The following is a 23,981-nucleotide window of genomic DNA, read 5'->3' as shown; positions in this document are numbered from 1 at the left end:
CTCAACGGCAGCAAACCAACCAGCTACGGGTTGGCAGGCAGGCCGCGGCGGGACGTCTTACGCGAGCAGGGTCGGCTTCACCTGACGGAGCTTATCCAGCAGACCGTTCACGAACTTCGGAGATTCATTCGTGGACAGCACACGCGCCAGACCGACAGCCTCAGAAATTGCGACAGCATCCGGAACTTCGTCATTGTACAGAAGCTCCCAAGTGCCAATACGCAGCACGGCACGGTCCACGGCGGGCATACGCTCGAAGGACCAGTCACGGGCGTAAGTCTCCACAAACTCGCGGATCTCTTCGTCGTGGTCGCGAACGCCACGAATGATTTCCTCAGAGTAAGCAGAGATCTGCGCTACCGTGTACAGTCGGCGGCGGCGGAGTACCTCAATATAATCTTCGTTGCGCTGATCCGCCTCGAAGAGCACTTCGAGGGCGCGCAATCGGGCTTTCGTACGCGAATTCATTAGTCGTTCACGCGACCGAGGTACTCACCGGTGCGGGTGTCAACCTTGACCTTGGTGCCGGTCTCCAGGAACAGGGGAACCTGGATCTCGTAGCCGGTCTCAACGGTTGCGGGCTTGGTGCCGCCGGTGGAGCGGTCACCCTGCAGGCCGGGCTCGGTGTAGGTGATTTCGAGGACCACGGATGCGGGCAACTCGATGTACAGGGGGCTACCCTCGTGCATTGCGATGGTTGCGGTCTGGGACTCGAGCATGTAGTTTGCTGCGTCACCAACAACGGTTGCGGGAACGTTGATCTGGTCGTAGGTCTTCATGTCCATGAAGACGTAGTCGTCGCCGTCCTGGTACAGGTACTGGTAGTCGGAGCGGTCAACGGTTGCGGTTTCGATCTTAGCGCCGGCGTTGAAGGTGCGGTCGACGACCTTGCCGGAGGTAACGTTGCGCAGCTTGGTGCGGACGAATGCGCCACCCTTACCGGGCTTAACGTGCTGGAACTCAACGACGGACCAGAGGTTGCCGTCAATCTTCAGGACGGCGCCGTTCTTAATATCGGTAGTGGATGCCATGGGGCTCTCCTTCGTGTCATCGACGCTCACGCCGTAGTGGTACCCGGCGCGGCGCTAAGTTTTCAATGAGCAAAATTATGTCCCGTACATTCTACAGGATGCGCACGAATTTGCCTAGCAGGTGCGCCACAGAATCTGTGGCACCCCGCCCGGCTGCCGCGCGCTGACTGTCATATGCTGGCAGCCGCGTGGCGTGTGCTTCTGGTGAATGTACGGGACTCATCACCTACTCGGAGATAACTTCCTGGTAGGTCATGTACAGGATCGAGTCGTCCGGCACCTCGTAGACGCGCGGGCGAGCCAAACCGTCAAGAATGATGAAGCGCAGCAGGTTGCCGCGTGCCTTCTTGTCGCGGCGCATGGCCTCCAGAAGCTGGGGCCATGCGTCCGCCTTGTACGAGGTCGGCAGGCCCAGCGACTCCAGGATGCGGCGGGTACGTGCCACGAGTTCTTCGTCGGCGTGGCCGGTTGCCAGCGCCAGTTCGGCGGCGTAGACCATGCCGACGGATACTGCCGCGCCGTGACGCCACTGGTAGCGTTCGTTACGTTCAATGGCGTGGGCGAGGGTGTGGCCGTAGTTCAGGATTTCGCGGCGGCCGGATTCGCGCAGGTCCTCGGAGACGACCTCCGCCTTTACGCGCACGCTGCGTTCAATGAGCTCACGCATCACGGCGGACTGAGAGTCGCGTACGGCGTTCGGGTTCGCCTCGATCAGGTCGAGAATTTCGGGGTCTGCGATGAAGCCGCACTTGACGACCTCACCCATGCCGGTCAGCAGCTCATGCTCGGGCAGGGTGCGCAGGGTGCCGATTTCGCAGAGCACCGCGGCGGGCGGCCAGAACGCGCCGACCAGGTTCTTACCCTCGGCGGTGTTGATGCCGGTCTTACCGCCCACGGCAGCGTCCACCATGCCGAGCAGGGTGGTCGGAATGTGAATAACGCGCACGCCGCGCAGCCAGGTTGCCGCGACAAATCCGGCAACGTCGGTAATGGCGCCGCCGCCCACGGAGATGATCGCGTCGGTGCGGGTGAAGTCGTTCTGACCGAGCACCTGCCAGCAGAACGCCGCCACCTGGTAGTGCTTCGCCTCCTCAGCGTCCGGGATTTCGGCGCTGAACGATTCGTAGCCCATGGCGCGCAGGTCTTCCATGACCAGCTCACCGGTGGAACGCAGGGCACGCGGGTGAATCACGAGCACCTTCTTGGTGCGGTTGCCCAGAATTTCGGGGATTTTACCGAGCAGGTTGTGGCCGATGAGAACCTCATAGTTCTCACGCGGGGAGCTACCGGTCACCGGGATGCGGGTAATATCTTCCGCGCCGGAGGCACCGAAAGTGGGGGTGGGCTGAGTGCTCATCATGTGTCCTTTCACAGGTGAGGGGTTATGCTTGGGGGCGCTGCGCGCGGGAGGCGCGGGTTGCGGTCACGTACGCCTGGATTTCTGCGGTCATCTCGGTGATGGGGCGGCCGCCTCGTGCGTCCAGGGTGAAGTGCGCCAGCTCTTCGTATCGGCTGCGGCGTCGCTCAAAAATTTCGGTCCACCGCTCGACCGGGTTCGGCTGCAGCAGCGGGCGGGTCTTGTTGCCGGTAATGCGCGGGGTGACGGTGTCAGCATCAACGAGGATGTACACCACGCATTCGTCCTTGAGCAGCTCCGCGACCGAGTCGGTCATGGGCGCGCCACCGCCCAGGGAGAACACCGTGTTGCGGTACACGGGCGAGGTGAGGACCTCTTCGATGGTTTTGCGTTCGAGCTCGCGGAAGTACGCCTCACCGAAAATTTCGAAGATTTCGGAGACTTCGCCGTAGCGTTCGACGATGAGCTGGTCGGCGTCGAGGAACTCGTAGCCGTAGAAACGCGCCAGGTGCGTACCAATGTAGGTTTTACCTGCCGCCATGGGGCCGATGAGCACGATGGGGCGGGAGCGTTCCGCGAAGTTCTCGTGCATTTCACGCACCTGCTGCGGGTGGATGCGAGCGCCGCCTGCGGACTCGTCTTCTGCGAGCGCTTCTGCGGGGACGGTGAGCTCTGCAGGGACGGTGAGCTCTGCGGGTGCCACAGATTCAGCCGGGGTTGCGGGCAGCTCGGAAGCGTCGAGGGGTTTCTCCCCCGCCTGGTTCTCTTCTTCCGCGGGGGGCGCGGCAGGTTCGGTGGGCGCAGCAACCTGAACTTTGCCGAACAGCGCCGGGGTCGGACGGACCGGCTTGGCGGGTTCAGCCGCGGGCACAGCTACGGAAGTTTCGGGCACACCTACGGGGGCTGCGGGCGTGACCGGTACAGGCTTGGGTTCAGCCTTCTGCACGGGTGCAGAAGCGGTAGCGCTCTCCCCCGCCGCCTCTGCAGGCTGAGCCTGTTTCGGAGGTGCCGGCTTGGGCGCGGCAGGCTTAGGCACGGCCGGTTTTGGAGCTGCGGGCTTAGGTGCTTCCGCTTTTGCGGGTTCCTTGCGGGGTTCCTCTTCAGCGGTGCCCATGCCCTGCAGGGCGCTGAGCAGCTTCAGGCGCAGGTCCTCGTCCAGGCCGAGCGCCGGGTCGGCGTCCTCAGATACCGAGGAGGCGTACAGGCGCACACCCTGCGTGCTCGCCGTAGCGGCGGCGGGCAGGGGACGGGCGCCAGAACGCATCAGATCAGCTGGGGTGGGCACGCGAGAAGCCGGGCGCACAGAAGAAACTGACGCAGAAGAAACCGAGGCGGCATCCTCACACGCAACAGTCTCACGAACCCCAGCGCCAGCAACCTCAACAGCCCCAGCGCCTGCAACCTCAATAGCCTGCTCAGCCGCAGCAGATACACCGGGTTCCGCACCGGATTCTGCGCCGGGTTCCGGGCGCGGCGAAGCGCCCCCTCGCGCACGCTGCGTCGCCGCAGCAATACGCGCAAGGGGGCTCGAAGCGACCGGGCGAACACCCTGCTCCACAGAAACCTCCCCGGAACCGCGACCCTTCGTGCCGCGGCCCTCAGACTCCGCCGGAAGGGGCACTACGCGTCCCAACCAGCCACGTTAGACTCCCACGCCAGAGACGCCGGAATGGCGTCCAGGTAGGAATCCATGTTGCGGCGAGTCTCACCAATCGAGTCGCCACCAAACTTCTCCAGTGCAGCCTCAGCGAGCACCAGGGCGACCATAGCCTCCGCCACCACGCCGGCGGCGGGAACGGCACACACGTCCGAACGCTGGTGGTGGGCGCGAGCCTCTTCACCGGTGGAAGTGTCAATAGTCTTCAGGGCCTTCGGCACGGTCGCAATGGGCTTCATTGCCGCGCGCACGCGCAGCAGGTCGCCAATGCTCATGCCGCCCTCAATACCACCGGCACGGTTGGTATCGCGGGTAACGCCGTGCTCGCCGATGGAAATCTCGTCGTGAGCGGCAGTGCCCGGGCGGTCAGCGGTCGCAAAACCGTCGCCAACCTCAACGCCCTTAATCGCCTGAATACCCATCAGCGCTGCGGCAAGGCGCGCGTCCAGGCGGCGGTCCCAGTGCACGTACGAACCCAGTCCGGGAGGCATACCGTATGCGAGCACCTCAACCACACCGCCGAGAGTCTCGCCGTCCTTGTGCGCCTCGTCCACGCGCTGAACCATCGCGTCGGAGGTCGCCTTGTCGAAGCAGCGCAGCGGGTCAGCGTCCAGCTGGTCAACGTTGCGGGGCGAAGGCACCGGGGCGCCCTCGGGAGCGTGCACGCCACCCACAGCAACGGTGTGAGAAACCAGCTCAACACCCAGAGCCTTCAAAATCTGGGCGGCAACCACGCCAAGAGCCACGCGGGTCGCAGTCTCACGCGCGGAGGCGCGCTCCAGCACCGGGCGAGCCTCCGAGAAGTTGTACTTCTGCATACCCGCAAAATCGGCGTGACCGGGGCGCGGACGGGTCAGCGCAGCATTACGCGCACGACCCTCAATCAGCTTCGGATCCACCGGGTCGGAGCTCATCACGTCAGTCCACTTGGGCCACTCGGTGTTCGCAATCTCAATCGCGACCGGGCCGCCCTGAGTCAGTCCGTGACGCACACCGCCCAGGATGCGCACGCGGTCCTCCTCGAACTTCATGCGGGCACCGCGGCCGTAGCCAAGGCGGCGACGAGCCAGGGCGTCACGCACCATGTCGCTAGTGAGTTCCACACCGGCGGGTACGCCCTCAATAATGCCGACGAGCGCCTCGCCGTGGGATTCTCCGGCAGTGAGCCAACGCAGGGCCATAGGTTAACCTCTTTTCATCGCACCCGCACCGCAGCGCAGGAGGAAGGAATAATAATTCTTCACGTGTATAAATAGTGTATAAAATGCCCGTTTACTGAGCGAGTGAAAGCACGCTTTTTTCACGAAACGGAAGCACGAGGCGCAAGATCAACCGCCGCGCACATCGCATTGATTAGACCCAGCAGTTCGGCGGGCTGCAGTTCACGGCCGGTAAACAGCAGAACCTGCTCCACCGCCTGATACAGCAACATCTCCAGTCCAGAAACCACCGTGCCGCCGTTAGCCTCCCAAGCGCTCGCCAGCACCGAAGGCCACGGGTTATACGCAACATCGAGCAGTACTGGCCGGTGCGTCGCGGAGGCGCCCTTCAACCCGCTCAGCTGGCTCGCCCACTCATCCGCCGCATGGGCAGGAAGAGTAGACACCACCGGGTGATGGCCGCGCTCCACAAGATTCTGCGGCAGCTCAGCCAGGGAAACCTGCTCCAGCTGAACACCCAGGCGGTCCGCCGCCTCCTGCACGCTACCGAGCTTATGCAACGAACGGGCGTACACGCTCACACGGGAATACCCCAGCTGATGCAGTGCGGTCAGGGCGGAAATAGCGGTCGCTCCCCCGCCCACAATCGCGGCAGAATCCTTGAGCGGCTGCGGCTCCAAACCGGCGTGGCGCAGCGCGTTCACAATGCCAATCACATCCGTGTTATCGCCCAGCACCTTCTCACCGCGCGGATACACCGTGTTCACCGCACCGGTCACTCGGGCAGTCTCACTCAGCTCATCGCAATACTGAATGACCGCGGTCTTCAACGGCATCGTCACCGACAGACCCGCAATATACGGGGCGTCCTCCGTACCCTTCGGGTGGCGCACCCCGTGCATAATCTCCGGCAAATCATCGGGCAGAGTATCGCGGCGATCATAACCCAAATTCTGCTCACCCAAAAAGTCATACGCGGCACGATGCAGCGCAGGCGACAGCGAATGCGCAATAGGGTGCCCCAGCACGTAGGCGCGGCGAAGATACGGGGCTTCGCGGTACGGTTCAGTCTTCATCGATAGATACTCTCTCGCTCTCAACGCTGGGGAACGCTCTCAACACTCAACGCTCGGGGCTTGCGGACATGCACACCACGAACCCAAGTTCATAGGCGCACTCTACCCATTTTAAGGGACAAACCAATATTCGGGTATAGCCCAACAACCGAGCACCCAGCATTCGGGTACAGCAAAGGCGGGCACCTCCCCCACTCTCGTGGAGGCGGTACCCGCCTCAGCAAGGAACCTTCAGCCCAAAGCTACCGGCTCGTAGCTACCGGCTAAACCGATTAGCTACAACGGTTCGGGTGCTTAGAACACCACTGGTTGTACTCTTCAACATAACGCTGGTGCTCAGCGTAAGTGCGGGAGTACTTAGTCTCACCGGAATCCAGGTCCACAGTCACCCAGTAGTAGTACGGGTTCTTCTCAGGAGCCGCAGCAGCCTTAATCGAAGCCAGCTGCGGGGAACCAATCGGACCCTTCGGAAGACCCTTATTCGCATAAGTGTTGTACTTATTGCTCTTATCGGCCTTCTGCTCTTCAGTCAGGTGGTACGAGCGGACACCCAGACCGTAAGTCACGGTCGCATCCGACTGAATCAGACCCGAGGTCTCACCATCGGGGTTGTTCAGGCGGTTCTCAATGATGCCTGCAACCGCCACGTAGTCCTTCGGCTGAGCCTCAAGCTCCACGATGGAGGCGATGGTCAGCACCTCGAAGGTCTTCTGGTCGCCGCTCACGCCGGCTTCCTTCAGGTCAGCCTTGGTCTTATCAACCATGGTCTGAATGACCTTCTTGATGTCGGTGTCCTTCGGGAAGCGGTACTCACCCGGGTGCAACCAACCCTCAATCGAGGGGAAGTTGCTCGGCACACCGTACTGGGTGTAGTTGCTGACCGCGTCCTCAACCTGCTTGCGGGTGAACGCGCCATCGGAGCCAGAAACAATCAGGTCGATGGTTTCGCTCACGCGCTTACCCTGCGGAATCGCCAGGTACAGTACGTTGCTGTTCGCCTCGATAATGGTCGTAATCGCGCTCGAGCTGCTCATGTGCTGCTGCAGTTCGTAGGTGCCAGGCTGCAGGTACTTGCCCTTGCTCTCCTTGGTGTACACCTCAACAAACTTATCAGCATCAGCAACCACGCCCGCTGCCTCAAGCTCCTGCGCCACCTGCGCGGTGGACTGGCCAGAACGAATCGTGAAGGTCACGGTCGTACCATTGCCGCCACCCGAGTAGTCACGAGTCTTGAACGGGTCGTAGCGAGTAATCAAGGCACCCGAAATGATGACCAGAGCCACCACAAACAAGGAAATAGCGCTCAGCATGATGGCGCGGCGGCGGCGCTTACGCGCACGCAACGTAGCCACCGACACGATTTCCTGTTCCATCGTGATGCCGGTGATGCCCTTACGTTCATCCTCGGCTGTCGGCCTAAAGAGGTCGAGCCCGCTCTCTTCGGGATGTTTATTCTGTTCGGTCACTGAAGGTTCTCCGTTTCGTTGACGGCACCGACCGTGGTCCCTTCTGACTCGGACGGTCGGTTTTCTTCGTGGGCCGGATCGCTCACCTTGTACCCGGCTACGGACTGCCCCGCCTTGAGGGCATCCAGGCTGTACTGCAAAATGTTCACAGCCGCCACCTGGTCAACCATAGTCTTGAAATCTCGGCTGGAAACCCCAGCCTCGTGCAGTGCACGGTGAGCGCTCACGGTGGTGAGTCGCTCATCCACCAGCCAAATGTTAATGTGTGTTTTCTCTTCGGCATCCAGCTCGGAGCGCAGAGCCTGAGCGTACTCCCGAGCCATCTCCGTGGAGGGAGAATCCCCACCACGCATGGTCTTCGGAAGCCCGACGAAAACCTCCACCACCTCGTTCACCTCAATCAGCTTGCGCAGAACACGGCGGTCAGAGTTCTTCTTCGCGTCGCGGCGCAGCGTCTTGAGCGGGGTGGCGAGGATACCGTCGGGGTCGCTGAGGGCGGTGCCGACGCGGGCGTTACCCACATCGACACCCATCCGCACTCCGCGCTGGAATTCTGCCATGTTTAGGCCTGAGCCTGTGCGATAGCGTCGCGGACAGCGTCCAGTGCAGCACCAATCTTGGATGCGTCCTGGCCACCACCCTGAGCGACGTCGTCCTTACCGCCGCCACCGCCGCCGAGAACACCGGCAGCGACGCGGACCAGAGCGCCAGCCTTCACGCCAGCCTCACGAGCACCCTCGTTGGTTGCCACCAGGACGACGGGGCGGCCATTAGCCACACCCACCACGGCGACAACAGCGGCCTCGGAGCCGAAGCGCGAACGCAGATCCAGAGCCAGGTCACGAACGCCGTTAGCGTCCAGTTCGCCAGCGTCATGCGCCAGAACGCGCACGGAACCGATGGTCTGTGCGTTCTCCAGCAGCTTGCCAGCCTCAGCCTGCAGCTTCTCGCGGCGCAGCTGAGCCAGTTCCTTCTCAGCAGCCTTCAGCTTAGACAGAGTCTGGTTAATCTTCTCCGGCAAATCAGCGGAAGACTGAACCTTCATCAGGCCGGTCAGCTGGTTCACCAGGGTACGCTCAGCAGCCAGGTGGTTGAAGGAGTCCAGACCCACCAGAGCCTCAACACGGCGGTTACCGGAGCCAACAGAGCTCTCGGTCAGCAGGGTCAGCGAACCAATCTCAGCGGACGAACCAACGTGGGTACCACCGCACAGCTCGCGGGAGAACTCGCCGCCGATTTCAACAACACGCACCACGTCGCCGTACTTCTCGCCGAAGAGGCTCATAGCGCCCAGAGCCTTAGCCTCAGCCAGCGGCATCTCACGAGTAATCACCTCGTGGTTATCGCGGATCGCGAGGTTAGCAACCTCTTCAACCTCACGCTTAGCGGACTCGGACAGGCCCTCGCCCCACGCGAAGTCGAAGCGCAGGTAGCCTTCCTTGTTGAAAGAGCCACGCTGAGTAGCCTCGTTGCCGAGCACCTGGTGCAGGGCAGCGTGAATGATGTGGGTACCGGAGTGTGCCTTCTCACCGTCGCGGCGGCGCTGAACATCAACCTGTGCCACAACATCGGCACCGGTGTGAACCTCACCCTCACGCACAACGGCGCGGTGAACGCTCAGGCCCTTCACGGGCTGCTGAACGTCCTGAACGTCAATGATGAAGCCGTTGCCGGTAATGACACCGGTATCAGCTGCCTGGCCACCAGCCTCCGCGTAGAACGGGGTCTCGTCCAGAACAACCTCAATCTTGTCGCCAGCCTTAGCGGCGGGCACGGAAACGCCGTCCACCAGGATTGCACGCAGCTTAGTCTCAGTACGCAGCTCGGTGTAACCGGTGAAGATGGAGCCGCGCTCGTCCACAAGCTTACGCAGCTCGGACAGGTCAGCGAACGCACCCTTCTTCGCCTTAGCGTCAGCCTGCGCACGGTGACGCTGCTCAGCCATCAGCTCGCGGAAGGACTTCTCATCCACCTTCACGCCAGCCTCAGCAGCCATCTCCAGGGTCAGGTCAATCGGGAAGCCGTAGGTGTCGTGCAGAGCAAACGCCTCAGCACCAGAAACAGCGTTGGAGCCGTCCTTCTTAGCGGCAGCAACAGCCTCTTCCAGACGCTCAGTACCGGTCTCAATGGTGTGCAGGAACGCCTTCTCCTCAGCGTACGCAATACGGGAAATACGCTCGAAGTCGTCAGCAACGTACGGGAAAGCACCCTTCATCGCATCACGCGAAGCCGGGAACAGTACGGGCAGGCAGGGCTCAGTAACGCCCAGCAGACGCATCGCACGGATAGCACGGCGCATCAGACGGCGCAGAATGTAGCCGCGACCCTCGTTGGAGGGGGTCACGCCATCAGCAATCAGCATCAGCGAGGAACGGATGTGGTCAGCCACCACGCGCATACGCACGTCGTCCTCGTAGCCCTCGTCCTCAGCGGACTCAGAGCCGTGGTACTTCTTACCGGACAGCTTAGAAGCAGCGTCCAGAACGGGGCGAACCTGGTCGGTCTCGTAGAAGTTCTCAACACCCTGCAGCAGCATGGCAAGACGCTCAACGCCCAGACCGGTATCGATGTTCTTCTTCGGCAGATCACCCAGAATCTCGAAGTCATCCTTACCGATACCCTCGCCACGCTGGTACTGCATGAACACAAGGTTCCAAATCTCAATGTAACGGTCGTCGTCAGCCGCCGGGCCGCCTTCCTTACCGTACGCGGGGCCACGGTCGTAGAAGATCTCCGAGTCAGGGCCTGCGGGGCCGGGCTGACCGGTGGACCAGTAGTTTTCCTTCATACCCATACGCTGAATACGCTCAGCCGGGAAGCCCACCTTGTTGTGCCAAATGTCGAAGGCCTCATCGTCACCCTCATAAATGGTGACCCACAGGCGCTCCGGATCCAGGCCGAAACCGCCCTTATCCTGAGGGGTGGTCAGCAGCTCGTAAGCAAACGGAATCGCCTGCTCCTTGAAGTAATCACCGAACGAGAAGTTACCAGCCATCTGGAAGAAGGTACCGTGACGCGCAGTCTTACCGACCTCTTCAATATCCAGGGTGCGGATGCACTTCTGCACGCTGGTCGCGCGGGAGAACGGAGGGGTCTCACGGCCCAGGAAGTAGGGAATGAACGGCACCATACCGGCGATGGTGAACATAGCGCCGGGCTCGTTCGAAATCAGCGATGCCGAAGGCACCACAGTATGGCCGCGGGAAGCGAAGAAATCGATCCAGCGCTTAGAAATCTCCTGTGAGAGCATCTCGTTCCTTAGAGTAATCTGTGCGAAATTCTAAATTAGTCTACTGACCTATGGTGCCTGTCCGAGAGCAAAATGGCTAATCGAGCCAGTCTCGTACCGTGGTTAACGGACAAAAGCACCACCTTTAAAAACCTAGTTGAAGAAGCCGTCGCCGAGCTGACGGTCACGCGCAATACGCTGCTCACGCGCTCGCTTCTGAGCCTCTTCCAAGGAGGCAATCTCAGCCTCCACCTCAATGAGTTCACGCTCAGCCAGGCGGCGGTTCGTGGACTCAATCTCAGCCGAGCTCATCTGGCGGTCCCAGGTATCCAGGGAGCCAGGACGCAGATCCTGCTTCTGGCGCTCCACCTTAGCGTTGAGCTCCATCTCCTTCTCCTGCATACCTTCACGCACGCGGGCGGCGAACTCAACAGCACGCAACGCATACGGCTGCAGGGGCTTGCCAATCGGCGAATCGAAGAACTTTCCCATCTGAGACTCCGGGTTGAGGGCAAGCTCACCGTGCTCACGCATGAGCAGGGCGCTGCCGGGGGTACGCTGAGCAGGTTCGGAGGTGGTGGCACGCCTGGAAGCGAAGTAACCAACCGCCGCTCCGGCGCCGAGCAGAAGAGCTGAACGAAGCAGACCCATTAGTTCTCACCGCCTGCAGAGTAAGAGGACTGTGCCGAACCGTACTGACCACCAGCGTGGGTGTTGCCAGCGGTGCCGTGTGCATCGCCGGTCTTGCCGCCGCGGAACGCCTGACGCACACCGTACGAGAAGGACGCAACCTTAATCAGCGGCTGACCCACAGTCGAGGTCACCAGCGAGGACAGCGCAGAAACGTTCGCGGACGCATCCGAAACGTTCGAGGTGATGTCGTCAACCTTCTCCAACTGCTCATTGGTAGTCACCACAGTGCGAGTCACCTCTTCAATGAGGGGGCCGGTGCTCTGGTTCAGCGAACGAATCGTCACGATAAGCTCATCAAACACCTTAGTCAGGCGAATAATGGGTAGCGCAAGAAGAGCCACCAGAATCGCAAAAACTCCTGCTGCAATCAGGCCCGCAATATCTCCGCCGGTCATCTATAACCCCATTCCGCTCAATGCATGATGCTTATCAATAGTCGTACAAGGCTGGACGCCACCGTGGCGCGCAGCCGGATCGTGCATACAGTTCAGGACTGTATACACAGCTCAATCCCCTATTTTAGTCGAAAAATCCTTCAAGCGCCCCCTAAACTCTCATGAAACTCCCAGCGAAGGAAGATTCACAGGTTCAGCGGCACCACTGCCCTGTAGTGTATATACCCCAAAAACCCGCGCGTTAAACGGGAACAACCCGCCCCCACCGAACGGTGCAGGACGGGTTGCTTCTCGAAAAATCGAGATTATGCCAGACGCGAGTAGTACTCAACGACCAGCTGCTCGTCGCAGATCACGGGGATCTCTTCGCGCTTGGGCTTGCGCTCAAGCTTTGCGTGCAGCTTCTCGATCTCAACGTTCAGGTATGCGGGAACCTCGGGCAGAACTGCCTGGTGCTCGCCTGCAGCCGCAGCCTGGAAGGGGGTGGTCTTCTCAGCCTTGGGGTGAACGTGGATCAGCTGGCCGGGCTTGACGTGGAACGAGGGGCGGTCCACGCGAACGCCGTCAACCATGATGTGACGGTGAACAACCATCTGACGTGCCTGTGCAATGGTGCGGGCGAAGCCTGCACGCAGAACCAGAGCGTCGAGGCGGGTCTCGAGCAGCTCGACCATGTTCTTACCGGTCTGGCCCTCGGTACGCTTTGCCTCGAGGTATGCGCGGCGCATCTGTGCCTCGCGGATGTTGTACTGAGCGCGCAGACGCTGCTTTTCCTTCAGCTGGGTAGCGTAGTTGGAGTCAGCCTTCTTACGGGCACGGCCGTGCTGGCCGGGGCCGTAAGGACGACGCTCGAGGTACTTTTCTGCCTTCGGGGTCAGTGCAATGCCCAGGGCACGGGACTGACGCACGGTACGGCGGGTGCGGTTGTGCTTAGCCACAATCTACCTTTCATATGTGAGGCTCCTGCACCCTCACGGGTGGGGCCTCGGTCTGTTGAATACTGGCCTCCTCGGTTGACCCCGCCGGGATCCGTACGCGACCGGTTCGGTCGTTGCTGTACGGCGGTGGGGCGGAGAGCTCGGGGCAGAGTACCCCGCAGCTACATTACTGACGCACGCACGGATGCGGGCACAGTAATTGCCAGACCCGTCAAGCTTACCGGATGCGCCCCGGCTTTACCAGCCTTTTGGGGAATCTTTGGTTCAAATCACGGTGCATGTGGGTTTTTAGTACTTACCCACACGACCCCAACAGAAAATATTTGCACCCGTCAGCGCTATTTAGGTGCACCTTCCCCAAAAAATTGCGGCGCCGAGATGTTGGATTGTAATCATTTCGTTATTTTTAACCTGTGAATCTATGGGAATAGCTTGAATCAGACCCCCATATCGCCTAGACTAGAGACCATAACAAGCTTGACCTCCGCCCTTCCGGGATTGGCCGACAGTCAAGACGTCTATCACAACTCAAAACTCTGATGCGGTGCGCAGTACTACCGAGGTACTACGCACCGCTTTCTGTTTACCCTCTTTTAGGCGGGGCGGTAAGCTGCCCGGCGAGCCCTCACGCGCGGCTAGTTTGGTGGCTAGCTTGCATGATGAATCCGCGCGCGGGCTGGTTTGGGCGATGAATCTGCGCGGCTGGTTTGGGTGGTGAGCCAGCGTGGCTAGTTGCCGCCGTCAAGAATCCTGCGGATACGCTCACGACGCTCCGTCAACGTACGCTCAAAACCATGCTGAGTCGGCTCATAGTAAACCGTACCGCGCAGAGTATCCGGCAGGTACTGCTGCGCCGCCACATGCCCCGGCTCATCATGCGCATACACATACCCCACGCCGTGACCAAACTGCTCAGCCCCCGCATAATGACCATCACGCAAATGCACCGGAACCTGACCCGAAGCACCCGCCCGCACATCCGCAATCGCGCGGTTAATCGCGTTATACGCCGCGTTTGACTTCGGCGCGAGCGCACAATAAATCACCGCCTGCGAGAGGATAATACGCGCCTCCGGCATGCCCACCAGCGCCACCGACTGCGCCGCAGCCGTCGCCACCTGCAACGCCTGCGGATCAGCCAGACCAATATCCTCACTCGCCAAAATCATGATGCGACGCGCCACGAAACGCGGATCCTCGCCGCCCTCCAACATGCGCGCCAGGTAGTGCACCGCGGCGTCCGCATCAGAGCCACGCATGGACTTAATGAACGCACTCACCACGTCATAGTGCTGATCACCCGAACGGTCGTAGCGGATCGCGGCACGGTCCACCGCCTCCGTGGCGTGCGCCAAGGTGATGCGCACGGGCGCGGTAGGTTCGGCCTCTTCGGCACCGGTTTCTGCCGGGCCAGTTTCTGCAGGGGCATTTCCCGCAGCTTCAGCCTCGCTAAACGCAATCGCAGCTGCCGCCTCCAGCGAGGTCAGGGAGCGGCGAGCATCGCCTCCAGAAACCGCCGCGAGGTGGGCGCGCGCTTCCTCATCAATGACCGCCGCACCATCAAAACCGCGCGGATCAGCCAACGCACGATCAATCAGACGCTCAATATCGGACTGCTCCAACGAATGAACCCGCAACAGCAGCGAGCGCGAGAGCAACGGCGAAATAATGCTGAACGACGGGTTCTCCGTCGTAGCCGCCACCAGAATCACCCAGCGGTTCTCCACGCCGGGCAGGAGCGCATCCTGCTGAGCCTTCGTGAAACGGTGGATCTCGTCCAGGAAAAGCACGGTGGTCGTGCCGTACATGTCGCGGTCGAGCAGCGCCTGATCCATGACCGCGCGAACATCCTTCACGCCCGCAGTAATCGCCGAAAGCTCCACGAACTTACGACCCGGCGCGCGCGCAATCACATGGGCCAGGGTGGTCTTACCCGTACCCGGAGGGCCGTACAAAATCACCGAGGACGGGCCAGCCGGGCCGGCATTCTCCCCCGCCAACACGCGCAGAGGCGCACCCGGAGTCAGCAGATGCTCCTGGCCGAGAACCTCATCAATAGTGCGCGGACGCATCCGCACCGCCAACGGTGCACGAGACGCCGAACGCGCAGAATGCGCACGCGGCATCGAGGCGCGCGAGGAGGTTGGCTCCTCGGCGGGCGCACCAATCAGGCTCACGCGGTCGCCGTCGTCGGGCAGCTCAAGATCAAATAGGGAATCAGCCATAGTCTTACTCTATCGTTTCACAATCTGGAGGCGGGTACGGGATGTGGATATACAGTTGCGGATTTAGCTCGCGGCGTGACACCACACGGGTTTTCGATAGGTTAGTGTCTTCGCCGTGGGTTTTAAACCCCGGGACAATCCACTAACCTATCGAAAGCGCCGGCCTAGAGGGTCTCACTATCGAGAATCAGGGTCACCGGGCCGTCATTGACCAGCTCCACCTGCATGTCCGCACCGAACACGCCGGTCTCCACGTGCAGGCCACGCTCACGCAGCGCCTGAACATAGTCGTTGAACAGCGGCTCACTCACCGCGCCGGGCGCAGCGGCAGACCAGGAGGGGCGGCGGCCCTTCTTCGCATCCCCGTACAGGGTGAACTGGCTGACCGCCAGCACGGGTGCGCCCTCATCGAGCAGGGACTTCTCCCCCTCCAGCAGGCGCAGGTTCGCGGTCTTATCGGCAAGCTTCGCAATCTGCGCCGCACCGTCACCGTGCGTGATACCGACCAGCACCAGGTAGCCGGGCTGCTCAATCGCGCCGACCGTCTCACCCGCCACGCGCACCGCCGCGCGGGTCACGCGCTGAATAACTACTCGCATCGTTCACCTTTCAACTTGGAGCCGGCCTTCACCGGGCTCATACATCTCTTTCGACGCCACTCTCGGCGGCTGGTTTAGGGGAGCCGCAGTTCTAGAGGCAACCGCCTCAGAGCACACCGCGCAGCTGCACGGCACGCAAAAACTGGTTCGCCGCCCGCGGGGTACGAAACTCAATAAAACGCTTCTGCAGATGCTGCCCGCGAGCCTCCGCCAGCAACTCCCCGACGTGCGGGTAGCTCCTCCACGTGTACCGAATCATGTTGTCCGGGTCGCGCAGAATATTCTTCAGCGGCGGCTCCACATTATCAGCCCACAGCCTCTGACCCGTCACCGCACGGCGCACCGTCCGGCGAACCACACGCCACATGACCAACGCACGGCTATAGCGTAGGTAAATCACCACATCCGCACGCTCCAGCAGGCGGCCGCGCACCTGCGGATACTGCCACTCCGTAATCCACGCAGGCCGCTCAATGAGCGCCTGAACATCCGCCTCAAAGCTAGGGCGCGGGGTCCAGTTCGGCCCCCAGTGCAGCGAGTCCATCTCCGTGTGCGGAATGTCCAGGAGGCGCCCCAACCGCGCCGCAAACGTCGTCTTACCGCTACCGCTCGGGCCGGCAATCAGAATACGCATGCTCCCCTCCCCCTTGGATAGTACACAAATCGGCACGCACGCCAGTTGATACAAAAGGTGGGCTGCGACCCTGCACCAGCAGAATACACAGCCCACCCTCAACGGCGACCCCGGCACAACTCAACGCCCGCCGGGTTCACGCCGCACAGGCCCGCACCCCCTACAGGGCACACGACCAAAGACTAGAGAAGATTACTCCTCGTCCTTCTTCTTCGGCTTGAAATCAACGCCGGCTTCCTTACGCTGCTCCGGAGTAATCGGTGCAGGAGCCGCAGTCAGCGGATCAAAACCATTACCGGTCTTCGGGAACGCAATAACCTCGCGGATCGAATCAACGCCAGCCAGCAGAGACACAATACGGTCCCAACCGAATGCAATACCACCCATGGGCGGTGCGCCGTACTTGAACGCATCCAGCAGGAAGCCGAACTTCTCCTGAGCCTCTTCCTCACCAATGCCCATCACAGCGAACACGCGTTCCTGCACGTCACGGCGGTGAATACGGATCGAACCGCCACCAATCTCGTTACCGTTGCAGACAATGTCGTAAGCGTACGCCAGAGCCGAACCCGGGTCGGTGTCGAAAGTATCCATGAACTCGGGCTTCGGGGAGGTGAACGCGTGGTGCACAGCAGTCCACGCGGAGTGACCCAGAGCCACGTCACCGGACTCAGTAGCCTCAGCAGAAGACTCGAACATGGGAGCGTCAACAACCCACACGAAGGACCACTCGCCGTCCTTAATCAGGCCGGTACGGTGACCAATCTCAACACGAGCAGCACCCAGCAGCGCACGGGAAGCCTTAGCCTCACCAGCAGCGAAGAAGATGCAGTCGCCGGGCTTCGCACCGGTAGCCTCAGCCAGGCCAGCACGCTCAGCGTCAGTAATGTTCTTAGCCACCGGACCGGTCAGCTCGCCATCCTCCTGAATGAGGACATAAGCCAGGCCCTTAGCGCCGCGCTGCTTCGCCCACTCCTGCCAAGCGTCCAGGGTACGGCGAGGCTGAGAAGCACCGCCGGGCATGACAACAGCACCCACGTAAGGAGCCTTGAAAACGCGGAAAGTGGTGTCCTTGAAGTACTCGGTCAGCTCAGTCAGCTCCAGACCAAAACGCAGGTCAGGCTTGTCCGAACCGTACTTCTCCATCGCATCCTTGTAGGTCATGCGCTGAATCGGGCGGGGAACCTTCACATCAATCAGGTTCCACACGGCCTCAACGATGCGCTCGCCCAGCTCAATGATGTCTTCCTGATCAACGAACGACGCCTCAATGTCCAGCTGAGTGAACTCAGGCTGACGGTCCGCACGGAAATCCTCATCACGGTAGCAACGAGCAATCTGGTAGTACTTCTCAATACCGCCCACCTGCAGCAGCTGCTTGAACAGCTGCGGGGACTGCGGCAGAGCGTACCACGAACCCGGAGCCAGACGAGCCGGCACCAGGAAGTCACGCGCACCCTCAGGGGTGGAACGGGTCAGGGTCGGGGTCTCAACCTCAATGTAGCCATCCTCAGCCAGCAGGTTGCGTGCCGCACGGTTCGCGTCCGAACGCAGGCGCATGATGCGAGCCGGCTCCGGGCGGCGAAGATCCAGGTAGCGGTAGCGCAGGCGCGCCTCCTCACCCACCTCAACGTGCTCGTCAATCTGGAAAGGCAGCGGAGCGGCAGTGTTCAGCACCTCAACGGCGGACACCTCAACCTCAATCTCGCCGGTCGCCAGGTTCGGGTTCTCATTACCCTCCGGACGCTTAGTCACCAGACCGGTCACACGCAGCACATACTCGTTGCGCAGGTGCTCAAAATCAGCCTCATTGTGGAAAACACACTGGGTGACACCCTCACGGTCACGCAGGTCAACGAAAGCGACACCACCGTGGTCGCGGCGGCGAGCCACCCAACCGGTCAGGGTAACAGTCTCTCCAATATTTGCGGCGGTCAGCTCGCCGTTGGTGTGAGTGCGAAGCACAGACATTCCTTTCATAGCGGGCACCTCACGACTATAGACAGTAGCCGGGTACACGCGGTTGATGATATGCGCACACTGCGTGCGCCTCATATATTGTATCCCCTCCGGGCAGGTCGATGGCGGGTCGGGGCAAGTCAGGCACCAGAAAATGGGGTGCGGAGGCGGGATGCGGGTAGGGCGGCAGGTTCGTGGGTGTCTGCGGTCGATAGGTTAGTGTCTTCGCCGTGGGTCTTTAACCCGGGGTGAAGGCATTACCCTATCGAAAAGCCGCTAACCTATCGAAGTATTACCGGGGAATCCACTCCGCATGCCTGTGGGCAAACACTTTTTCGGTAGAATCCGCGAAGTTATCCACAGATTTCACGAACAAGCCCCACAACCTCACACAGCCTGCCAGGATAAAGCCTATGAACACAGCAACTATTCCGTGGCAACGCGTCCCAAACGTACTACCGGCTACACCAGAAACTACCCGCGCCCCAGAACTGCACCCATTCGTGCTGAACTCCCAGATGCTCAACCTGCGAGGAATCGGGCCAAAACGCATTCGCAAGCTAGTGGCGGAAGGGTCTCTGCAACGTATCCAGCGAGGAGCCTATATTTACACCCGCAATGCCCAAGCACTCACCCCCGAAGAGCGGCTCACGGTACGATGCATCGCCGCCGACCTCGTGGGGTTTCAGGGAGTATTTTCACACGAATCAGCTGCGGTGCTGTGGGGCCTTGACCTGCTGACCGTTCCACAGATGCTGGACGCGTACAGCCGCAGTCACTGCGCCACGGACCGGGAACGGATTCACCGACATAAAACCGCCATTACCCCTGAGGAAGCCACCAGGTTGCCGGGCACATCCATCATGGTTACGACGGTGGCTCGCACGCTGCAGGATTGCACGCGCAGCATGCCCTTTCGGGAGGCGGTAGTCCTCGCTGACTCCATCATGCGGCGGGGACTGATGGAGCCCCACGAGGTAACCGAGATTCTACTGAGCCTCACCGGGTACGGCGGTTCCGCAGGGCCTTTCCTTGCGCAGGCGGTGGATGCATCCAGCGAGTCGGCCGGTGAAAGCCTCACCCGGTGCCTACTCATGGAGCACAGGCTGCCCCTCCCCGTAACGCAGTACCCGATTTCATGCGAGGGCCGTAACTATCGAGTGGACTTCGCCTGGCCCGAGGCGCGGGTCATTCTCGAGTTCGACGGCGAACAGAAATACGTGGACCACCCCGGCAGGGACCGCTACGAAGCCGCCCGCGACCGTGCCCTAGCCCGCGCCGGCTGGACGGTCGTGCACCTCACGTGGGCAGACATCTTTCAGAAAGAACGGGAAGTCATCACCCACCTGCGGAAACTACTCTTGAGATAAAGCGAGGAAACGCCTCAGTCGATAGGTTAGTGTCTTCCCCCCGGGTTAAAGACCCACGGCGAAGACACTAGCCTATCGAGAAGACACTAACCTATCGAAAATCTGGGCTCACACAAAAGACCCGCCCGGCAGGGAGGTCAATCCTCCCCACCAGGCGGGTACACATCCATATGCAGGCTACAGTAACCAAATTACTACAGCAGCCAGATATTACAGCGGCCAAACACCGCAGGGATTACAGGCCCTAAAATGACAGGCCCCTAATGTTTACAGGCCCTCAGCACGCACAATCTGAACGTGCAGGTCCTCAGCCGGCGGCATCCACGAAGCCGGATCAGCAGCAACCTGCTCACCCGAACGGATATCCTTCACCTCGTGAACCGGGGCACCCGACTCATCCGACGAAATGAACCACACGAACGGAATGCCGCGCTTCTCAGCGTACTTAATCTGCTTACCGAACTTCGCCGCATTCGCAGACACCTCGCAGGCAATGCCGCGGGCACGCAGCGCATCTGCAACATCATTCGCGGCCGACCAGCCCTCATCATTCGTCAGGGCAACAAACACAGCCGAAGGCACCTTACGGCTCGCCTGCGCAAAACCCTGCGACAGAATACGAGCCACCACACGAGTCACACCAATCGACAGGCCAACACCCGGGTACGTCTTCTTACCGTTCGACGCCAGCGACTCATAACGGCCGCCCGAGCAAATCGAACCCAGCGACTCGTGACCAACCAGAACAGTCTCATACACGGTGCCGGTGTAGTAGTCCAGGCCGCGAGCAATCGACAGGTCAGCCAGCACCTTACCCGGCGCACGGCGAGCCGCCTCCTCAATGACCTCAGCCAGCTCAGCAAGACCCTGATCCAGCAGCTCATGCTCCACCGAATACTTAGCCGCAAGCGCACGCACCTGCTCCACAAAAGAAGCATCCTCAGTGCGGATCTGCGCCAGCTCCAAGGCGGCAGCGGCAGCATCCGCGCTCGCACCAGCCTCAGCCTGCAGCTCCTCAGCCACACGCTCAGCACCGATCTTCTCCAGCTTGTCAATAGAACGCAGAACAGCCGCAGTATCAGTCAAACCCAAGCCCAGATAGAAACCCTCAGCCAGCTTGCGGTTATTCACACGCAGCTTGAACTCAGGAATCGGCAGCTTCGACAGCGCATCAACAACAACCAGCGCCAAGGTCACGTCGTAACGGAACGGCAGCTCACCGTCGCCAACCACGTCAATATCAGCCTGAGTGAACTCGCGGGCACGGCCCTCCTGCGGACGCTCACCACGCCACACCTTCTGAATCTGGTAACGCGAGAACGGGAAATTCAGGTAACCGGCGTTCTCCACCACGTAACGGGCAAACGGCACGGTCAGGTCAAAGTGCAGAGCCAGCTTTTCCTTAGCCTTCGCAGCCTCGTCCTCCTGCAGGCGAGAAATTGCGTAAACTTCTTTGTCAATCTCACCCTTGCGCAGCAGCTGCTCAATAGTCTCTACCGAACGAGTCTCAATCGGGGAGAAACCGTGCAACTCAAAAGTCTCACGCAAAGTGTCCAGAACATGATTCTCAACCAACCGCTCAGCCGGAAGATACTCGGGAAAACCAGACAGCGAAGCCTTGCGAGCCATACGCGATACTCCTTGACAAAGAACTCGACAACAAAACCCCGGAACACCTCCGGGCATATCTACCCATCATACCAACACCCGCCCCAGCACAGCACCCACTCCCCCAGCTCACCCGACACAAACCCGCGCAAACCCGCAGCCGGCAGGTTCGCCCACAACACAACACGACCAGACACTACTCACACACACCCCACAGAGGCTATGCTTAGGAGGTGCACACGCACACCCAAACGGGTGCCCACCACGGGGAACAGCGCAAAGGCGCCCCACCCCCAGCACCCCCGAGTGAAAGAGTTATAGCGGTGACTACCAAACCCGACGACACTGTAAACCTCGAAAAGGCACGCCAGTACGGCCGCGTCTCCGAGGACGGCCACGTCTTCGTCATTGTCGACGGCGAAGAATACGCCGTAGGCCAGCTGCCCGGCGCCTCCGAAGAAGAAGCGCTCAGCTACTTCGCCCGCAAGTTTGAAAACGTCGAGGCGCAGGTTGCCCTGCTCGAATCCCGCCTCGCCAACAACGCCCCCGCCGCAGACCTGCAGAAGGGCATCACCTCCATCGGTGCACAGATTGGTGTGCGCAACATGGTCGGTGACTACTCCGGCCTGCAGAAGCGCCTCATCTCCCTCGCAGAGCAGATCGCTGAACTCGGCGAAAAGCAGCAGCAGGCACGCACCGAAAACCGTGAACGCGCCCTCGCCGTCCGCGAAGAAATCGTCGCGGAAGCCGAGCAGATCGCCGGCCAGGACCCCGACCAGATCCACTGGAAGAACTCCCACTCCCGCATGAACGAACTGTTCGAAGCGTGGAAGAAGGCACAGCGCGAAATTCACCTGGCAAAGAGCGTAGAGGACGAGCTGTGGAAGCGTTTCCGTGCAGCCCGCACCACCTTCGACCGCAACCGCCGCGCACACTTCTCTCAGCTCGACGACCGCAACGCACGCATCAAGCGCGCCAAGGAAGAGCTGATTGCACGTGCGGAAGAGCTGTCCACCTCGACTGACTGGTCTGAGACTTCCCGCGTATACGGCGACCTGATGCGCGCCTGGAAGCAGGTACCCCGCGGCCACCGTCGCGAAGACGACAAGCTGTGGGCACGCTTCCGCGCGGCACAGGACGTGTTCTTCAACGCCCGCAACGAAGCCGAAGCAGCGCAGGACGCAGTCTACGCCGAAAACCTCAAGGTCAAGGAAGCACTGCTCGAAGAAGCACGCGCACTCCTGCCCGTCGAAGACATCGAGGCAGCAAAGGCATCCTTCGAGAAGATCCTGGACCGCTGGGATGCGGCAGGCCGCGTACCCCGCAACGACCTGCGCCGCGTCGACGGCGAACTGCGCCGTATTCAGGACGAAATCAACGGCGCCGAAGAGGCAAAGTGGAAGCGCAACGACCCCGCCAAGGCGGCACGCGCGAACTCCCTGCTCGCACAGATCGAGGACTCCCTCGCCGAACTGGAAGCAGAGCTCGCAGCAGCTGAAAAGGGCGGCGACTCCAAGAAGATCGCCAAGGCTAAGGAAGCTCTGGAGGCGCGCCGCGCCTGGGCAGCAACCCTGCAGGGCTTCGGCAACTAGGGTCTAGCCGACGGTCTAAATAACGGTCTAATTAACGCCGAGAAGCCACATGTGTTTCGAAAAGCCACTTCTTTGGTGGCTTCTCGAAACACATGTGGCTTCTGCGTGTCTGCGGGGGTTATATTCGCGCCCCCCCACCCGATGCAGATGGAGGGCGCACCGGGTTCATGGATTTTCGATAGGTTAGTGACTTTAATGCGGGTTAAAGACCCACGGCGAAGGCACTAACCTATCGAAAACCTCTGTCTAAAAAGCAGGCGGCCCCGGATGCGTCAGGTAGATGGGCGGGAGTCGGTTATGGTTTAGCTTTTTCGGTAATGGGTTAGTGACTTTGGGTTGGGGTTTTAACCATTACCAAAGATGCTAAGTCATGACTGAAATTGCTAAGTCATGACCGGATTTTCACCGGTGCTGAGGTGTCGCCTTCGCAGAATTTGTGCCATGGTTTAGCGTCTTTGACCATGGCTTTTAACTACGACCAAAGACGCTAACCTATGGTCGAAATTTTAGACACATAAAAGCAGGCGGCCCCGGATGCTCAAACATTCGGGGCCGCCTGTTGCGGTTATCTATATATTGGGTCAGAAGTGGCTTACATGTCGGGCCAGTCGCGGTGCAACGAATACTCCGTGTCCCCGTCACCGCTGTCGTTCAGGTGCCATCGCTGACCGGTACGGATGTCGGCCTTGCGCAGACGCGGGTTCGGATTATCCTTCTTGCCCATCGTCGGGTCATTCTTGCAGCCCCAACGAGTATCGTCTTCATCGCAGGTGCCGCCGACGCGTCCCACATCAACCCACCACACACGGATCAGCAACGGGTCACTGGTTGCCTGCGGGGTCACCTCCATCATCTGCCACGGGCCACCATCCACACGGAAACGAGCCGTGTAATGCACGGTCGCGTACGCGTGGAAGTTACCAGACCGCTGGTAGGCGTAGCTGGTATCCGTCTGCCTCGGACGCTCACGAGGGTAGGTGGTGACCGGTTTG

The 23,981-nt window shown here is 60.7% G+C and carries 19 protein-coding genes and 1 pseudogene; 2 read left to right on the top strand and 18 right to left on the bottom strand.

From position 1 onward, the window contains the following. Positions 1 to 57: 57 nt before the first annotated feature. From nusB to aspS, 16 genes are all read right to left on the bottom strand, one after another. A complete protein-coding gene (gene nusB / locus HMPREF2845_RS04890; RefSeq protein ID WP_005505934.1) occupies positions 58 to 468 on the bottom strand; it encodes a transcription antitermination factor NusB in 411 nt (136 codons plus the stop codon). After that, the gene (gene efp / locus HMPREF2845_RS04885; protein WP_005505932.1) at positions 468 to 1,031 is read right to left on the bottom strand and encodes an elongation factor P; all 564 of its coding nucleotides are present in this window, start codon (positions 1,029 to 1,031) and stop codon (positions 468 to 470) included. The genes nusB and efp overlap by 1 nt, the downstream gene beginning before the upstream one ends. A gap of 226 nt (positions 1,032 to 1,257) precedes the next feature. Further along, positions 1,258 to 2,388 (bottom strand): 3-dehydroquinate synthase, encoded by a 1,131-nt coding sequence (aroB, locus tag HMPREF2845_RS04880; protein WP_070634032.1) that lies wholly within the window; start codon positions 2,386 to 2,388, stop codon positions 1,258 to 1,260. A 25-nt stretch (positions 2,389 to 2,413) separates the two neighbouring features. Beyond that, complete coding sequence (locus HMPREF2845_RS04875; protein WP_070634031.1) at positions 2,414 to 4,009, bottom strand: shikimate kinase; 1,596 nt, start codon at positions 4,007 to 4,009, stop codon at positions 2,414 to 2,416. Next, positions 4,009 to 5,226 (bottom strand): chorismate synthase, encoded by a 1,218-nt coding sequence (aroC, locus tag HMPREF2845_RS04870; RefSeq protein ID WP_005508730.1) that lies wholly within the window; start codon positions 5,224 to 5,226, stop codon positions 4,009 to 4,011. Before aroC ends, HMPREF2845_RS04875 begins: the two co-directional genes overlap by 1 nt. A gap of 119 nt (positions 5,227 to 5,345) precedes the next feature. Then, positions 5,346 to 6,281 carry a shikimate dehydrogenase gene (locus tag HMPREF2845_RS04865; protein WP_049345481.1) on the bottom strand — a complete coding sequence of 312 codons (936 nt, stop codon included), beginning with the start codon at positions 6,279 to 6,281 and terminating at the stop codon, positions 5,346 to 5,348. A 272-nt stretch (positions 6,282 to 6,553) separates the two neighbouring features. Continuing rightward, positions 6,554 to 7,747, bottom strand: a complete 1,194-nt coding sequence (gene mltG / locus HMPREF2845_RS04860; protein WP_049341921.1) for an endolytic transglycosylase MltG — start codon at positions 7,745 to 7,747, stop codon at positions 6,554 to 6,556. Further along, a complete protein-coding gene (ruvX, locus tag HMPREF2845_RS04855; RefSeq protein ID WP_012903482.1) occupies positions 7,744 to 8,307 on the bottom strand; it encodes a Holliday junction resolvase RuvX in 564 nt (187 codons plus the stop codon). The genes mltG and ruvX overlap by 4 nt, the downstream gene beginning before the upstream one ends. A gap of 2 nt (positions 8,308 to 8,309) precedes the next feature. Further along, positions 8,310 to 10,997: an alanine--tRNA ligase gene (gene alaS / locus HMPREF2845_RS04850; protein WP_070634030.1), complete on the bottom strand. Its 2,688-nt coding sequence runs from the start codon at positions 10,995 to 10,997 to the stop codon at positions 8,310 to 8,312. Positions 10,998 to 11,129: 132 nt separating this feature from the next. Then, positions 11,130 to 11,627, bottom strand: coding sequence for a peptide chain release factor 4 (locus HMPREF2845_RS04845; protein WP_070616387.1), 498 nt, complete (start codon positions 11,625 to 11,627; stop codon positions 11,130 to 11,132). Continuing rightward, positions 11,627 to 12,064: a DUF948 domain-containing protein gene (locus tag HMPREF2845_RS04840; protein WP_012903480.1), complete on the bottom strand. Its 438-nt coding sequence runs from the start codon at positions 12,062 to 12,064 to the stop codon at positions 11,627 to 11,629. The genes HMPREF2845_RS04845 and HMPREF2845_RS04840 overlap by 1 nt, the downstream gene beginning before the upstream one ends. A gap of 305 nt (positions 12,065 to 12,369) precedes the next feature. Continuing rightward, the gene (rpsD, locus tag HMPREF2845_RS04835; RefSeq protein ID WP_005505914.1) at positions 12,370 to 13,002 is read right to left on the bottom strand and encodes a 30S ribosomal protein S4; all 633 of its coding nucleotides are present in this window, start codon (positions 13,000 to 13,002) and stop codon (positions 12,370 to 12,372) included. A 728-nt stretch (positions 13,003 to 13,730) separates the two neighbouring features. Further along, positions 13,731 to 15,227 carry a replication-associated recombination protein A gene (locus HMPREF2845_RS04830; RefSeq protein ID WP_070634029.1) on the bottom strand — a complete coding sequence of 499 codons (1,497 nt, stop codon included), beginning with the start codon at positions 15,225 to 15,227 and terminating at the stop codon, positions 13,731 to 13,733. Positions 15,228 to 15,391: 164 nt separating this feature from the next. Beyond that, positions 15,392 to 15,826: a D-aminoacyl-tRNA deacylase gene (gene dtd, locus HMPREF2845_RS04825; protein ID WP_049327228.1), complete on the bottom strand. Its 435-nt coding sequence runs from the start codon at positions 15,824 to 15,826 to the stop codon at positions 15,392 to 15,394. A 106-nt stretch (positions 15,827 to 15,932) separates the two neighbouring features. Continuing rightward, on the bottom strand, positions 15,933 to 16,460 hold the full coding sequence (locus HMPREF2845_RS04820) for a P-loop NTPase family protein (protein ID WP_070634028.1): 528 nt from the start codon (positions 16,458 to 16,460) through the stop codon (positions 15,933 to 15,935). 192 nt (positions 16,461 to 16,652) lie between these two features. Beyond that, entirely contained in the window at positions 16,653 to 18,425 is a 1,773-nt protein-coding gene (gene aspS / locus HMPREF2845_RS04815) for an aspartate--tRNA ligase (protein WP_044150411.1), read from the bottom strand. A gap of 407 nt (positions 18,426 to 18,832) precedes the next feature. On the opposite strand from aspS, the gene HMPREF2845_RS04810 reads away from it, so the two are divergent. Further along, a complete protein-coding gene (locus HMPREF2845_RS04810) occupies positions 18,833 to 19,789 on the top strand; it encodes a DUF559 domain-containing protein (RefSeq protein WP_246824599.1) in 957 nt (318 codons plus the stop codon). 267 nt (positions 19,790 to 20,056) lie between these two features. Here the strand turns inward: HMPREF2845_RS04810 and hisS are convergent, their stop codons facing one another. After that, complete coding sequence (gene hisS, locus HMPREF2845_RS04805; protein ID WP_049350086.1) at positions 20,057 to 21,418, bottom strand: histidine--tRNA ligase; 1,362 nt, start codon at positions 21,416 to 21,418, stop codon at positions 20,057 to 20,059. A 302-nt stretch (positions 21,419 to 21,720) separates the two neighbouring features. Here hisS and HMPREF2845_RS04800 point away from each other — a divergent pair, with 302 nt between their 5' ends. Continuing rightward, the gene (locus tag HMPREF2845_RS04800; RefSeq protein ID WP_044150409.1) at positions 21,721 to 22,989 is read left to right on the top strand and encodes a DUF349 domain-containing protein; all 1,269 of its coding nucleotides are present in this window, start codon (positions 21,721 to 21,723) and stop codon (positions 22,987 to 22,989) included. A 592-nt stretch (positions 22,990 to 23,581) separates the two neighbouring features. Here the strand turns inward: HMPREF2845_RS04800 and HMPREF2845_RS04795 are convergent. Then, positions 23,582 to 23,981 (bottom strand): annotated as a pseudogene (locus HMPREF2845_RS04795) (peptide ABC transporter ATPase); the annotation flags it as partial.

Source organism: Rothia sp. HMSC065B04 (genome assembly GCF_001812285.1).
Taxonomy (GTDB): domain Bacteria; phylum Actinomycetota; class Actinomycetes; order Actinomycetales; family Micrococcaceae; genus Rothia; species Rothia mucilaginosa.
This window is presented reverse-complemented; position numbering and strand designations above follow the sequence as displayed.